Here is a 14435-nt window from a genome sequence, read left to right as displayed (position 1 = left end):
CTCTCACTCCTCTTTTCCTACTAAGCTTGTTCCGATACGCACATATGTTGCACCTGCTTCAGTGGCAATGGCGTAATCGTTACTCATCCCCATTGATAATTCAGTACATGGAGCGTAATTTAATTTTAAAGCTTGAATATCATCACGTTTTGATTTTAATTGTGTAAATATGTCTTTCAATTGATCTTCATCATCAATATATGGTGCCATTGTCATTAGACCTACAACTTCAATGTGCTCATATTTTGAAAGATTTTGGATAAAAGGCACAACCTGATCTAATGATAGGCCGTGTTTAGAAGCTTCACCCGCGACGTTTACTTGCACAAAACATTTAATAGTGTGTGTTGCGCGTTTGCTGATTTCTTTGGCTAAACTATCACGATCCAATGCATGTAAATAATCAATCTCATTAATGACTTCTTTTACTTTTCGTGATTGCAATGATCCAATAAAATGCATCGTTACATCATTTGGTAAAGCCGCCTTTTTATCTAAAAACCCTTCAATTCTATTTTCACCAAAATCTCGAATACCAGCATCATAGGCCTCTTTAGCTCGCTCTATTGTAACATATTTTGTAACTGCAATCACGCGAGGCATCGACTTCAAACCAACTTTAGCAAGATGTTTTTTTATTTTTGATTGAATATAATCATAATTTTCTACAACTGACATTGTTTTCGTCCTTTCCTCAATACAGCTCAATGTTGTCCTATAAAAGCTAACATGCGACCAGTATTCCCTTTCTCGATTCGATATGAGAAAAATAACTCTAAATTTTCAGAAGTGGCATGGGTTGTGCGATAAATGTTCTCTCGAGGTACACCGCGTTGCTCACATAATAATTGATTTGCTAATTTTAAATCGATACCATGTCTATCGGCACCACGATGCTCGACATATTGCGTTATATCAATAGGTAATTGTTCAAATTGACGTAAAATATCATCATTAATTTCATAACTATTTGAAGTCGATGGCCCCATCACTATATATAAATCTTCATAAGCATATGGAAACGCATCTAATATATGATGCACGATACATCCCACTGTACCACGCCAACCTGCATGTGCAAGTCCGATAAAGTGATGTTTAGGACTATAAAAATAAACAGGTACACAATCAGCGTAGCACATCGTTAGGAGTACGTCTTTTTCATACGTATATAAACCATCCACACCGTATAAGCATGTATCATCAAGTTCAGAAATATTCGCGCCACAATCTTTGGCTGTCACTTCGACTACTTTCGCTTCATGGGTTTGAATTGGGAACACCCATTGGGACGTTGGAAAACCAATTTCATTTGCAAGTATACGTTGATGTTCAGAAATGTGTTTCGGATCATCATTAATATAACGCGCCATGTTAAATGCCTGAGACGGAAATGGACTTAAACCACCTTGACGTGTCGTCATGCCAATGCACACACCGTGCTCTTGGCTAGGTGCATAATTTAAATAATGACCTGCAGGAATAAATGCTTTCATACGATACGCCCCCTTGATTGAACACACTGCAATAAAAATATAAAAAGCTAGGACAATGAAATAGTCACCTTTGCCCTAGCAATCATCTATCTACTATGTGAGCATGTATATATTAAACGTCATCAATACAACTCATGCTCTTATATGTCATATCTTCTTATGATGATATTGGTAGTGGATTAACGACGTGTTCTTCTTGAACGGCGCTCTTCTCTATTACGAATAAAGCTTGGAATATCATCATCATTTGTACTATGACTACGACCATTTTCTAATTCTCTGTCGTCGTGTGATGAAGCGTGGGTACCACCAAAGTTTGATTCTCTGCTTGGTGTACTTTGTGCACTGCTTCCAAATCCAGTAGTACTTTGTTGCTTACGCGCTTGTGAAGATGGTTTATCTTCAAAACCAGTAGCGATGACTGTAACCACAATTTCATCTTGTAATTCAGGATTAATTACAGTACCGAAAATCATGTTAACATCTTCATCTGCCGCATCTTGTACGATATCAGCAGCTTCTTGCGCTTCAAATAATGATAATGATTCGCCACCTGTGATATTCATAAGCACACCTTGTGCACCCACAATTGACGTTTCAAGTAATGGTGAAGAAATTGCTTTTTTCGCTGCTTCAACCGCTCTATTTTCGCCTGAAGATACACCAATACCCATTAATGCTGAACCTTGGTTCGACATAATTGTTTTAACGTCAGCAAAGTCTAAGTTTACTTCACCTGATACAGCAATTAAATCTGAAATACCTTGAACACCTTGACGTAAAACATTGTCAGCTTCCTTAAATGCTTCCATCATAGGTGTTGATTTGTCTACGATATCAAGTAAGCGATCGTTAGGGATAACGATTAATGTATCCACTGCAGCTTTCATAGATTCTACACCTGCAGCAGCTTGAGTTTGACGTTTACGTCCTTCAAAACTAAAAGGTCGTGTTACAACACCAACAGTAAGTGCACCCATTTCTTTAGCAATTTTGGCTACAACTGGTGCTGCACCTGTACCAGTACCGCCACCCATACCAGCAGTAACGAATACCATGTCTGCACCTTGAATTGCATCTTCAATTTGTTCACGTGATTCTTCAGCAGCTTTTTTACCGATTTCAGGGTTAGCACCCGCACCTAAACCACGCGTTAATTTTTCACCAATTTGAATTTTTGATTCCGCTTTAGATAAGTTTAAAGCTTGTCCATCTGTATTGATTGCAATAAATTCAACATTATTCATTCCGTGATCTATCATTCGGTTAACGGCATTATTACCGCCACCACCGACACCGATGACTTTAAGTGTCGCCAAATGATTAAATCCTTGTTCAAATTCTAACATTTACAATTCCTCCTAATCTTTGTAGCCAATTACTCAAATAATGATCTCATAATTTTTTTGAACTTACTTTCTTCTTGTTGATGTGGTTCACCATTTGCATGTCTTCCATCTCGTTCAGTTTCAAGTTCATAATCATCATATTTTTCATATCTTTCATTGTCATGATAACCTGCATCATGATTTGTTCGTTCTGTTTCCATTCTGTCGTCCGAGTGTTTCTTGTTTTTCTTTTTAAAGAAGCCATCAAAACCACCCATTCGAGATTCGTGTCGTGGTGTTTCATCTACGATAACTTCTTCTTCAATTTCCTCGTCATCATGATTACTAATTGTAACATAATCCAATAATTCATCAAAAGCAATACTACTAGAAATTGTGGAAATTGCTGAAGAAAATTCTGGTTTGCGAATTCCCATTTGTGAAGGGGTATGAATACGTACTTTTTCACTCACCATATCTGTTAATAATTCTTTAACACCTAATAAGTTTGCTGAACCACCTGTTACTACAAAACCACCATTTACTTTTGTAAGTTGTAGTTCTTGCAATACATCAAACACTTCAAAGAAAATATCTTCTACACGTGCTTCAATGACATCTGCGAGTTCTTTTTGAGTAAACTGTGCTGGTGTCTCACTGTCAAGTTGTTCTACTGTAAACACATCTTGATCAGAAGCTGAATCATAAAATGCATGTCCATATTGTTGTTTGATTTTTTCAGCAGTGTCGTATGTAGTATTTAAAAATTGTTGAATGTCTTCGGTGATATGTCTACCAGCCATTGTCACAACATCAGCATCTACAAGTTCTCCACGTTCATAAAACGCAATTTGTGTTAAATCTTCACCGATGTCAATGACACACGCACCTAATTCTCTTTCCGTAGCCGATAAAATAGAGCGATAGTTATATGCATCTGAGTAGACATCTAACACATCTACACCGCTTGCTTCTACACATTTAATCATATTGATTAACAATGTTTGTGGAACGGCAATAACTCCTGCATCTACTTCTAATGAATGTCTTGCAACAAGTTCTTTAGGGTCTGTCACTTCATTGTTTCCATCAACAACGAATTTTAAAGGGAATGTGTTAATGACTTCAGTGTTGGGTTCAACATTTTTCTCACGGATGCCTTCTAAAACATTTTCAATATGTGTCCCTTTGATTTCTGTATCTTCGTGAAACTCTAACGCGTTAGATTCATCAAAAACCTCTGTACCCACAATCGGTAATTTAAGGAAGACTTCTTTAATATCTACACCTGACGCAATGGATGCCTTTTTAATCGTATCTTTAATAGCTTGTTTTGCAATATCAAAATCATCTATTAATCCATTTTTAATGCCACTAGTATAGGTTTGCCCTGTACCTATCACATTAATACCATTATGAAATTTTTCACCAACGATTACCTTAACGCTTGATGAGCCTATATCTACGCTCACATAATAATGCTCTTCCATAGATAGGCACCTCCTGACATAATTCTTATTCACACTATAAACAGTTTACAATAACACACTTTCAATGTGAACTATAAACACGTTGATTTTAAAACTTTTTTGACTTTTTATTCTTTTTCGTTCTCTTTAATTTTATTTAATGCTTTTTGTAAATCATCTTTTGCTTTATCTTCAGTCGCAGTACCAGATTGAAGCTCTTGTGAACTCGCTGATCCATTGTCATTATTTTTCTCATTTGCATAAGGAATAAATGTTGCCCCGACTGACAAATCAATATAACCTGATTTTTTTAATTTACCTGATTCATCCTTTTCTAATGCTTGAGACATACTTGGATAATATTCTAGCTTTTTAGCTATTGTCGTTGTTTTACCTAAAACTTCAATACCATCTCTCATATAGAGTCTAATAAGATTCGGTTGATCTTTTTCAGGTGCAAAATTGATTTCTGAAATTTGAGCGCGTGTCGTTTGATCCATTTTTTGCAATGCTTCAACCATTTTTCGTTTTTCTGACCCTTTAAATCCATTTAAAAATGGCACTTCATTTGGGACGGTACCTTCAAAATCTTTAATCACTTTTCCAGTCTCAATAATAGGTACTACTTTGTCTTTTTCTTGTGTAATGCCAACGAGATCATGCTCTTTGACATCTACAATGATGGTGTTAGGAAATGCTTTGTGAATTTCAATAGATTTAATAAGTGGATTTTTTTCTAACCGTTCAATAGCTGCTTTTGAATCATAAGCATACACACGAGGTTGATGATTGATTTGCAACTCTTTTTTTACATCATTTTTAGGTACAAAATGCGTGCCATTTACTTCTGCATCATGTACCTTACTTATCGGTGTAAACATAAATAACGCAATACAAAAGACGATAATTACTAAACCTAATACTAAATTACGTTGAAATCGGCGTCTTTTTTTTAATTGTTTACGTCGCTTTTCTTTAATATATTCGTTATCTATTTTTCTAACCGGTTCACTCATTCATGTCACACCCTTTAATGTGATGGTAAATGTTTACGGAAAGCATTGATAAACACTTCACCACGTTGCTCAAATGTGTCATATTGATCCCAACTTGCACACGCTGGTGAAAGCAATACAACATCATTAGGCTCAATAATGCCTTGAACTAAATCGACAGCTTCTGCAACATCTTTTGCAGTTAACACATACTTGCCTTGGCTTTCACCTAACTTCACAAATTTGTTTTGCGTCTCTCCAAATGTAATCATAACACGCACATTTGTCATATAAGGAATGAGCTCATCAAATTGATTACCTCTGTCAAGACCACCACACAACCAAATGATAGGTTGTTTAAATGAATTCAATGCAAACTGTGTCGCTAATGTATTGGTCGCTTTTGAGTCATTGTAATATTTGTTTGTCTTATTGTTGCCAATGTATTGAAGACGATGTTCAATACCTGAAAACGTCGTTAAAGATTGGATGATTGCGGTAATTGAAATACCAGCTAATATCGCAGCCATCATTGCTGCTAAAATATTTTCTAAGTTGTGTTCACCCGGCAAAACAATGTCATCTAAATGTATAAGGTTTATCCCTTTGTACACGATGTAGTTATTCTCCACATATATACCATCTACTGGTTGTTGTGTGGAAAAGTAAATAATTTTTGATTTCACTTTAGACGTATCAATTAAATGTCTTTGATGATAATTAAAAATCAAGTAGTCGCGCTCTGTTTGATTTTCAAATATACGCTTTTTAGCGTTTTGATAATTTTCTAAGTCACCATGATAATCTAGGTGTGCAGAATAGATATTCGTTATGATTGCTATATGTGGACGGTACTTTTCAATGCCTAAAAGTTGAAATGAGGATAACTCAGTCACTAAATATTCATCTGCACGCACATCTTGTGCCACTTTTGATGCTACATATCCAATATTACCAGCAAGGTGACCTGTTTCGCGACTTTTGCTAAACATGTCTCCTATCAAAGATGTCACCGTAGTTTTGCCATTCGTCCCAGTAATACCAATAATAGGTGCTTCAGAAATTAAATAGCTTAATTCAACTTCAGTTAATATTTTCAAGCCTCGTTTTTCTGCCTCTTCTAAAATAGAAATAGAATATGGAATACCAGGATTTTTAAATATGATTGGAGATTCATCTAACAACGCAAGCGGATGTGCGCCACTTACCACTTTAATGCCCATAGTCTCCAAATCATGCGCGTGAGCATCGTGCGATAAATCTTTACCATCATTAACAGTAACGTCTGCTCCAAGTAGGTGTAACAACTTCGCACACTCATACCCACTTTTTGCTAACCCAATGACGAGTACTTTTTTCCCTTTTAAACCTGTATAGTTTAACAATTAGCTCACTCCTATCCATAAGCCGATAAGGCCAGAAATTAAACCGACTGTCCAAAATACACCTACTACTTTCCATTCACTCCACCCAACAAGCTCAAAATGATGGTGAAGTGGACTCATTTTGAATACGCGTTTACCTGTTAATTTGTACGAAGTAACTTGAATCATCACTGATAGTGTTTCAAGGACGAAAACTAGACCGATAAATAATAGTGACAATTCTTGGTTTAACATAATTGAGATGGTCGCAAAAATACCACCTAACGCTAAACTACCTGTATCTCCCATGAATACTTTAGCTGGGTTAATATTATACGGTAAAAATCCTGCTAAAGCGGCAACCATAATCACACAAAATAAACCTATCGCAGGTTGTGCCAAAATAAAACTCATCACGGCATACATTGAAAAACCGATGATTGATAAACCTGTTGCAAGTCCATCTAATCCATCTGTTAAGTTAACTGCATTTGAAAAACCAACTTGCCAAAAAATGATAAAGATCACATATGCAAACGATAAAGGAATTGAGATATCCGTAAACGGTAAGTTAATACTTGTTGAAAAGTCGAAGGCATTCATTCCTTTAGCAACAATAAAGAATACTACAGCGATAACAATTTGTGCTAAAAACTTTTGTTTACTTGTCAATCCTTGGTTATTTTTCTTTACAACAATAATATAATCATCTATAAAACCAATTAAACCGAATCCTAACGTAACAAATACGAGTAATAATAATGGGCTAGCGGTATCCACAAAAAAACTTGCAATTAAAGTTGTGACAATGGCGCTAATTAGAAAAGTAAGTCCACCCATAGTTGGTGTTCCGTTTTTTTTCATATGGCTTTCGGGCCCTTCCTCACGAATGCTTTGCCCAAATTTCATTCTTTTTAATGTCGGAATCAATACAGGCACGAGGACGGCCGTAATGATAAAAGCGATAATTGCGATCAAAAAACTCATAGTCGTTCTCCTTTTTATTCAAACATGATTAATTTAATTAATAATATATAATTGGAGGTGAAACAGAAGTCAAACTCTCATTTGAACTCGTTGCTCCACCCCCAAGTGTTTACATGTTATCTACAATTGTTTATGCGCGTCATGTTCGATACGCGTACAAAACTATTGCGATTTTAATTCTACTTCAATTTGTTGCTTTTTATTGATAGCAGCATGTGGTGAGATGGATTGTGATTTCACAAAACCACTTCCTGTAACTTTCACTTTAATACCGGTTAGAGATTCAAAGGCTATTAAATCATCTCTCGTCCATCCTGTCATATCTGGCATTGTTAGATCGCCATCTGTCATTACGAGTACGTTACTGTTCGGTAGTAACTTCACATTGCGATCTGGACTTTGATTTACAACTTTTTCGCCATTACCTATGATGACAGGGTTAAATGATTTCCCTTTAAGCGTATCTTCAGCTTTTTGTAAAGATTGGTTCGTGACGTCAGGTACTTCATTCAGTTTACCATTATTTTTCACTTCTTCGTTACCCACATTTAAATATTGCAATGTATTTTGCATGATTGGTACAAACGCTCGGCTCACACCCATTTCATATGCTTCTTGGTCGCGTTTTTGGGCAAGACTCATACCCGCATACACAACAATTCTAGGATCTTTACTTGGCGCATGGCCGATAAAACTCACAAAATACGGATTTGCACCTTTAACGTATCCCCCATTTTTTTCGTCAGCAACTTGTGCAGTACCCGTTTTACCACCGATGCGATAACCGTCAACGCGGTAATTTTTAGCATTACTTTTTTCACTATTTACAACTTCATCAAGTTGTTTTTTCACTTTTTCAGCAGTCTCATTCGTAATCGGTTTTCCAGCTTCCTTGCGTTCACCTTTATAAAATGTTTTATCCTCGACGGGATTCATAATTGACTGAATGAAATAAGGTTGCAACATTGTCCCTTTATTGAAAAAGGCCGACTGCGCTTGAAGCATTTGAGCTGGTGTCACTGTTGTAGACTGTCCAAATGCAGACGTTTTTTGCATCAGTTCATTATCCCAAGCAATATGTCCGCTTGCTTCACCATCAAACAAACTGCCAGTTTTCTCACCAAATCCAAATTTTTCATACCAAGTTTTCATTTTGTCTGCACCGACTAAATCTTGAAGTTTCATCATTAAAGTGTTGGAAGAATACGTGAAACCAAGACCCATGTTAATTTCTCCCCAACCTTTTTTATTCCAGTCGTAAATGCGAGAGCCTTGAATATCTCTATAGCCAGATTCATATTTCTTTTTAGGATCAAATTCACCCTCTTGAATCGCTGCGGCTAATCCGTAACTCTTAAACGTTGAACCTGGTTCATAAGTATTTTGATACAAATCATTCGCCCATTTTTTCCCGAAACCTTCGCCTGTTTCTGGGTTAAAAGTTGGGCGTTGGCTAAACGCTAAAACTTCACCAGTTTTAGCATCCATGACTACCGCAAATAAATCTTTAGGTTCATAACGTTTAACCATGTTGTCTAACGCTTCCTCAACAAAAACTTGAATGTTTGAGTCAATGGTTAAATGAACATCGTCTCCACGTTCAGGTGCTACTTCATTTTTAGAATTCGGAGTAATATATCCCCAAATATCAGTAGTAAAAGAGGAATGTCCTTTTTTTCCAGTTAAATAACTGTCAAATATTTTTTCTACACCAAGCGCACCTTTCAATTCACCCGAATCCGGATCTTTTTGCGCCAAACCAATTAAATGTGACGCAAAATTACCGTTAGGATAAAATCGCTGCACTTCTGGGTATAAGGTTATTCCTGGCAAATTCATTTTTTCTATCTTCTCTTTGTCTTGGTATGTTAAACCTTTACCCGCTTTTCCAAACTCTACTTGGAAAGCTTTTTTATTATCTAGTCTTTTTTCAATGTCTTTTTCAGACATATCAATAACTCTCGCTAATTTTTTCGCTGTTTCTTTCTTATCTTTAACGTGTCGTGGCTTTTTGGAATCTTTACTCGCTTTAGGATCTAAGACAGCTGCTAATCGAAAACGATCAACATCTTCAGCCAAAACCTTTCCATTTCGATCAAAGATTTTGCCACGCTCTGCATGTTCTTCGAGTTTAGCTAAATATTTATGATTGGCTTTAACAATTAAATCCTCACCTGAGGAGTGGCCTGTTAACATTACGAAACTATATCTCAAAACCAATAGAAAAAAGAGCAGTCCAAAAAAGCTAATAAGGAGGACTGCTCCTAGTTTATTTTTTTTAATCTTAATTTTGCGTTTCGGCATTTTTACGCACTACCTTTACATTGTCATTCTTTAGACTCATACCCTGTTGTTGGGCTTTATCATAGATGCGTTTATATGATGCGTTTTGTTTTGTTTCTGCTTCTAATGCGCTATTTTGACTTGTTTGTTTTTCAATTTTTTGATTTAAATCTGCTATCTTTCCATTCGTATCATATGCATCCATTTTTAACGATAGCATATAGATACTGATTACGGCAATGATAGTTATCAACGATATGTATAACATTTTCTCAAACCTTGTCAAACCAACGACGACCGTTTTTTTAACTTGAGATTGACGCGTTTGTGTTTGTGGTCTCGTTTGAGGTTGAGGTCTTCTTTGCGGTTGCGCTTCTACATGGTGATATGGTTCATATATTCTTTCTACTGCCATTGAATTGTTTCGCCCCTTTATTTCAATATTTCAGCCACTCTAAGCTTTGCGCTTCTAGCGCGGTTATTTTCTTCCAAATCCGAATCACTAGCGACAATAGGTTTGCGATTCACACGTTTTAATTTCGGTGTGTACGCTTCTGGAACAACCGGCAATCCTCTTGGAACATCCGGTCCTTTTTCATACTCTTGAAACATTTGTTTACATAAACGATCTTCCAATGAATGAAAGGTAATGACAGAAATGCGTCCGTTTATTTTTACATGCTCAATAGCTTGCTCGAGAGAATCTTCAAATGCTGATAATTCATCATTAACTGCTATACGTATCGCTTGAAATACGCGCTTAGCAGGATGCCCTCCCTTACGCCTCGCTTTAGCGGGAATGCCTTCTTTAATAAGTTCCACAAGCTCTAATGTTGTTTCAATAGGTTGAATTTGTCGTTTAGATTCAATTTTACGGGCGATTTGCTTAGAAAACTTCTCCTCTCCATAACGGAAAAATATTTTAACCAAATCCTCGTATGGCCACTCATTTACAACTTCATAAGCGGAAAGTGACTGTGTTTGATCCATCCTCATATCTAACCTAGCATCATGATGATAGCTAAAGCCGCGTTCTGGAATATCAAGTTGTGGACTTGATACGCCTAAGTCATATAAAATACCATCCACTTTTTCAATGTGTAAGTCATTTAACACTTCTGCTAAATTTCTAAAGTTATTATGCACAAATGTAACTTTGTGAAGTTCGTTTTTCAGTTTCTCTTTTGCGTTGTTGATTGCTGTCATGTCTTGGTCTATAGCGATTAATTTCCCGCTGTCAGACAACTGACTAAGTAAATATGCAGAGTGTCCTGCGCCACCTAACGTGCAGTCAACGTAGACACCATCTTCTTTAATATTTAATTGGTCTACTGTCTCCTTCAATAACACGCTTATGTGATGGAACACTTCGAACCCTCCATTTTCATTTCACAGCTCTTATTTAAAAATCAAAATCAATTAAATCTTCTGCTATTTCTTCAAAACTGTCTTCAGATTCGTCATAAAAATCGTTCCATGTTTGGCGATCCCATATTTCAATACGGTTAGACACACCAATCACAGTACAGTCTTTATCAAGATTTGCGTAATCGCGCAATTTAGCAGGGATGTTGATTCTACCTTGTTTGTCAATTTCCACTTCAATCGCACCAGAGAAGAACATACGCATGAATTTTCTTGCGTCTTTTTTGGTCATAGGTAAGGTTTTCATTTTCTCTTCAATGGTTTGCCATTCTTCAAGTGTGTAACCGAACAAACATTTATCAAGGCCTCGCGTGATAATAAAACGCTCATTGAGGTCATAACGAAACTTGGACGGTACAATCATACGTCCTTTAGTATCAAGTTTGTTTTCGAATTCACCCATGAACATCTTATCTCACCTCACCTTATTTATAATTTACCACATCTCCCCACTATCCTCCACTAATTCTGTAAAAATGTCCAAATTTTATCAATTTAGACACAAAAAAGAGAGGTTCGAATTTCTTCGAACCCCTCTCAAACCATTGATATAATCATATTTCTATCACAATTTGTTCAAAAGTGTAATCGAGTGGAGGGAAAGTGGAGGACGTGTACATATCCCACCCAAAAATATTTAAAAATTGGATTGGATTGAGTACACGTTCTTGTAACCCACCCATCGGATGGAGCACAGACGTTAATTGATTAAAATGTCGCATACTAATGTCATTCTCTTTTTCGATATTTCTTAAATAACGTTGTTTCAAATACTCGTATTGGTGAAGTTGTATTTTATGATTTTTCTCTAATAAATTTTTATTATCTACTGTTGCTGACATTTCTCTTGCTAATTTGTCATAAAAAGATTTTTGATGTGCAATCATTTGTGTAATATCATTTAATACCGTTTCTGATGCCTGTGCGCGTACAAACCTATTTTTTGCATCTGTTGCACCTTTTTCAATCACTTCATTTATATTCAAATCATATTGTTTGAGTAATTTTTTAGTTTTAGGTGAGACATATGTTATTCTCATTCGCGGTAACACTATAGGCATCTTAATGTCTAATGTTTTAAACGCATCGTGTAATTCAGCCCAATATTTAATCTCACTCGGGCCACCTATAAAAGCGACTGTATTAAATAGCCACTCTTGCATTAATGGACGTGTAACCACATTGTTAGAAAATCGTTCAGGTGCTTGTGAGATTATCTGTTGTAAATCTTCTTCTGAAAACTCCCCGTCATGTTTAGTCGTCACGTATGCGTTATTTTGGTAGCGAAGTAATTGGCGTTGACCATCTATTTCTAAAAACAAATGTACGTTGGTATCTGTTTCAATCATTTGCGGTAATCCATGAGCAACTGTTTTATCTTGTCCTTCTCTAAAGGCACGATCCACTTCCAAATGGTGTTTTAATAATGTTTTTAAGAATGGACGCTCTAATTCTCTTAAAGGTTGATAACTTGCATCAATTAGTAAAATACCATGGTGCTTAAAACATCGATGTATCAGATGTTTAAACAAGTCAGACCAATTAGTTGAAAGACGCACCATATCTTTTAGATCGTGGATGAGCTGCTTTGTGTAAGATGTTTCTGGAATTTCTTTAAAATAGTGTTCAATGACATGCATTAGTGCTTCATCATCATGTTTAAAGTGAGAGACAGACGTCTCTGGTGGCGTCATGGTATGATACTTCACTTTTGTGAGTTGACCTTTTTCTTCATTATATACATACGTATGATTGACCTCATCAAAATCATGATCTTCCCCCGCAATCCAGAATACAGGAACAACGGGTTGTTGATACGTTGTTGATAGCTCCGATGATTTGACAATGATAGATAACACTTTATGAAACGTATATAATGGTCCACTTAATAGCCCTGCTTGCTGACCACCAATTACAACTTTTGCACCTTGAGCCAAATGCTCAAGGGCACGCGCTTGCGCTGTTGATAGAGATAGATCAGACATGTATTGTCGAATAACGTTTGCTAACTGCTGCTCTCTACCATTATTCGATTGTGCCATACGTGTCTTAAAACTTTCATCTTTGTTAGGATCAAAATCATAAAATTGCATCAAATTATGATCGTGTTGTGTATATTGAGATATAAATTGATCCTTTTCATTCACTATGACTTTATAACAATCCATGCTTTGTCTCCTTAAACCGTATTCCCTAACAGTATAATCATAAAGAATCATTATGACAATTTAACGGCTTATATTTACTACAGTTAGGCATCTTCACTGTAATCAGTATCTTTCAGAAATACAGCTAAGCATCACAATTTATATTTCACGCATAAATAAGCCAATACCCACTGCTTAGCGTTAAAGTATAAGTGGAGGTGATTCAAATGGGAATCATAATCGAATTAATTAAACAAATCATCGCAATATTCACATCAGGTGGAAAACAACCCATCCAAAAATAATCAATAATCAACTATCTATTCTCTCTCACAAATCAACAGGCTTAAACGACTCACGTTTAAGCCTGTTGATTTTTACTTTTCATTACATAAATAAATAAGTTATAATTAAATAAAAATACAAGGGGGTCGTTTTGATGACAAAGGTGGTACATCTAGACATTAACTATCGTACAGAGGAACTTTTCGAAGAATTTAGAAACTTCGGAAATAAAGACCTCTATATGGTCGATGAATTGCATGGGGAAATGATTGATGCAAGCTCAGACTCACCGTTTTATGGCATTTATGTCGGTGAAAAGATAGGTGCACGTATGGCACTTTATCGTAAAGGGGAAGTTGAAGAAACATACTTCCCAGATTATGATGACTATTTAGTCGTTTGGAAATTAGAAGTTTTAAAGAAATATCAGGGAAAAGGCTATGGGTCTAAATTACTTGAATTTGCCAAATCATTTAATGAACCCATTAAAGCGATTGCACGTTTTGAATCTAAATCATTCTTTATTGATAATGGTTTTAAAGATTTGAACGCCAAAAATGATGATGGGCATGACATTTTAATATGGGATCCAAAGCATTCATAAACATTAATTATAATACCCCTTGCAAGGTGAAATTTTTTTCCAAACAAGGGGT

The 14435-nt window shown here is 36.1% G+C and carries 13 protein-coding genes; 1 reads left to right on the top strand and 12 read right to left on the bottom strand.

What is annotated here, in order from left to right; all coding sequences use genetic code 11:
- Positions 1 to 3: 3 nt before the first annotated feature.
- From CD172_RS08760 to bshC, 12 genes are all read right to left on the bottom strand, one after another.
- Positions 4 to 678 (bottom strand): YggS family pyridoxal phosphate-dependent enzyme, encoded by a 675-nt coding sequence (locus tag CD172_RS08760; protein WP_037564817.1) that lies wholly within the window; start codon positions 676 to 678, stop codon positions 4 to 6.
- Between the two features lie 26 nt (positions 679 to 704).
- Positions 705 to 1496, bottom strand: coding sequence for a peptidoglycan editing factor PgeF (gene pgeF / locus CD172_RS08755; protein WP_103346125.1), 792 nt, complete (start codon positions 1494 to 1496; stop codon positions 705 to 707).
- Between the two features lie 179 nt (positions 1497 to 1675).
- The gene (gene ftsZ, locus CD172_RS08750) at positions 1676 to 2845 is read right to left on the bottom strand and encodes a cell division protein FtsZ (RefSeq protein WP_037564821.1); all 1170 of its coding nucleotides are present in this window, start codon (positions 2843 to 2845) and stop codon (positions 1676 to 1678) included.
- Positions 2846 to 2874: 29 nt separating this feature from the next.
- Positions 2875 to 4314 (bottom strand): cell division protein FtsA, encoded by a 1440-nt coding sequence (gene ftsA / locus CD172_RS08745; RefSeq protein WP_060550855.1) that lies wholly within the window; start codon positions 4312 to 4314, stop codon positions 2875 to 2877.
- A gap of 107 nt (positions 4315 to 4421) precedes the next feature.
- Positions 4422 to 5309 (bottom strand): cell division protein FtsQ/DivIB, encoded by an 888-nt coding sequence (locus tag CD172_RS08740; protein ID WP_103346124.1) that lies wholly within the window; start codon positions 5307 to 5309, stop codon positions 4422 to 4424.
- 14 nt (positions 5310 to 5323) lie between these two features.
- Positions 5324 to 6673 (bottom strand): UDP-N-acetylmuramoyl-L-alanine--D-glutamate ligase, encoded by a 1350-nt coding sequence (murD, locus tag CD172_RS08735; RefSeq protein WP_060550853.1) that lies wholly within the window; start codon positions 6671 to 6673, stop codon positions 5324 to 5326.
- On the bottom strand, positions 6674 to 7639 hold the full coding sequence (mraY, locus tag CD172_RS08730) for a phospho-N-acetylmuramoyl-pentapeptide-transferase (protein ID WP_060550852.1): 966 nt from the start codon (positions 7637 to 7639) through the stop codon (positions 6674 to 6676).
- A 162-nt stretch (positions 7640 to 7801) separates the two neighbouring features.
- A complete protein-coding gene (locus tag CD172_RS08725; RefSeq protein WP_060550851.1) occupies positions 7802 to 9943 on the bottom strand; it encodes a penicillin-binding protein in 2142 nt (713 codons plus the stop codon).
- Positions 9924 to 10337: a cell division protein FtsL gene (gene ftsL / locus CD172_RS08720; RefSeq protein WP_103346123.1), complete on the bottom strand. Its 414-nt coding sequence runs from the start codon at positions 10335 to 10337 to the stop codon at positions 9924 to 9926. The genes CD172_RS08725 and ftsL overlap by 20 nt, the downstream gene beginning before the upstream one ends.
- A 17-nt stretch (positions 10338 to 10354) precedes the next feature.
- Positions 10355 to 11290, bottom strand: coding sequence for a 16S rRNA (cytosine(1402)-N(4))-methyltransferase RsmH (rsmH, locus tag CD172_RS08715; RefSeq protein WP_037564832.1), 936 nt, complete (start codon positions 11288 to 11290; stop codon positions 10355 to 10357).
- Positions 11291 to 11324: 34 nt separating this feature from the next.
- Positions 11325 to 11756 (bottom strand): division/cell wall cluster transcriptional repressor MraZ, encoded by a 432-nt coding sequence (gene mraZ, locus CD172_RS08710; protein WP_103346122.1) that lies wholly within the window; start codon positions 11754 to 11756, stop codon positions 11325 to 11327.
- A 145-nt stretch (positions 11757 to 11901) separates the two neighbouring features.
- On the bottom strand, positions 11902 to 13515 hold the full coding sequence (gene bshC, locus CD172_RS08705; protein ID WP_103346121.1) for a bacillithiol biosynthesis cysteine-adding enzyme BshC: 1614 nt from the start codon (positions 13513 to 13515) through the stop codon (positions 11902 to 11904).
- Between the two features lie 418 nt (positions 13516 to 13933).
- Between bshC and CD172_RS08700 the strand changes: the two genes are divergently transcribed.
- Positions 13934 to 14383 carry an N-acetyltransferase gene (locus CD172_RS08700; RefSeq protein WP_037564835.1) on the top strand — a complete coding sequence of 150 codons (450 nt, stop codon included), beginning with the start codon at positions 13934 to 13936 and terminating at the stop codon, positions 14381 to 14383.
- Positions 14384 to 14435 lie beyond the last annotated feature (52 nt).

The organism is Staphylococcus agnetis (assembly GCF_002901865.1).
Taxonomy (GTDB): domain Bacteria; phylum Bacillota; class Bacilli; order Staphylococcales; family Staphylococcaceae; genus Staphylococcus; species Staphylococcus agnetis.
Note: the sequence above shows the minus strand (reverse complement) of the source record. Positions and strands in the feature narration are given on the sequence as shown.

What these genes read in the sequence shown, in the direction of transcription:
- ftsZ (WP_037564821.1), bottom strand. Translation starts at nt 2,845, where the DNA reads ATGTTAGAATTTGAACAAGGATTTAATCATTTGGCGACACTTAAAGTC.
- CD172_RS08725 (WP_060550851.1), bottom strand. Translation starts at nt 9,943, where the DNA reads ATGCCGAAACGCAAAATTAAGATTAAAAAAAATAAACTAGGAGCAGTC.
- CD172_RS08760 (WP_037564817.1), bottom strand. Translation starts at nt 678, where the DNA reads ATGTCAGTTGTAGAAAATTATGATTATATTCAATCAAAAATAAAAAAA.
- ftsA (WP_060550855.1), bottom strand. Translation starts at nt 4,314, where the DNA reads ATGGAAGAGCATTATTATGTGAGCGTAGATATAGGCTCATCAAGCGTT.
- mraY (WP_060550852.1), bottom strand. Translation starts at nt 7,639, where the DNA reads ATGAGTTTTTTGATCGCAATTATCGCTTTTATCATTACGGCCGTCCTC.
- pgeF (WP_103346125.1), bottom strand. Translation starts at nt 1,496, where the DNA reads ATGAAAGCATTTATTCCTGCAGGTCATTATTTAAATTATGCACCTAGC.
- bshC (WP_103346121.1), bottom strand. Translation starts at nt 13,515, where the DNA reads ATGGATTGTTATAAAGTCATAGTGAATGAAAAGGATCAATTTATATCT.
- mraZ (WP_103346122.1), bottom strand. Translation starts at nt 11,756, where the DNA reads ATGTTCATGGGTGAATTCGAAAACAAACTTGATACTAAAGGACGTATG.
- CD172_RS08700 (WP_037564835.1), top strand. Translation starts at nt 13,934, where the DNA reads ATGACAAAGGTGGTACATCTAGACATTAACTATCGTACAGAGGAACTT.
- ftsL (WP_103346123.1), bottom strand. Translation starts at nt 10,337, where the DNA reads ATGGCAGTAGAAAGAATATATGAACCATATCACCATGTAGAAGCGCAA.
- CD172_RS08740 (WP_103346124.1), bottom strand. Translation starts at nt 5,309, where the DNA reads ATGAGTGAACCGGTTAGAAAAATAGATAACGAATATATTAAAGAAAAG.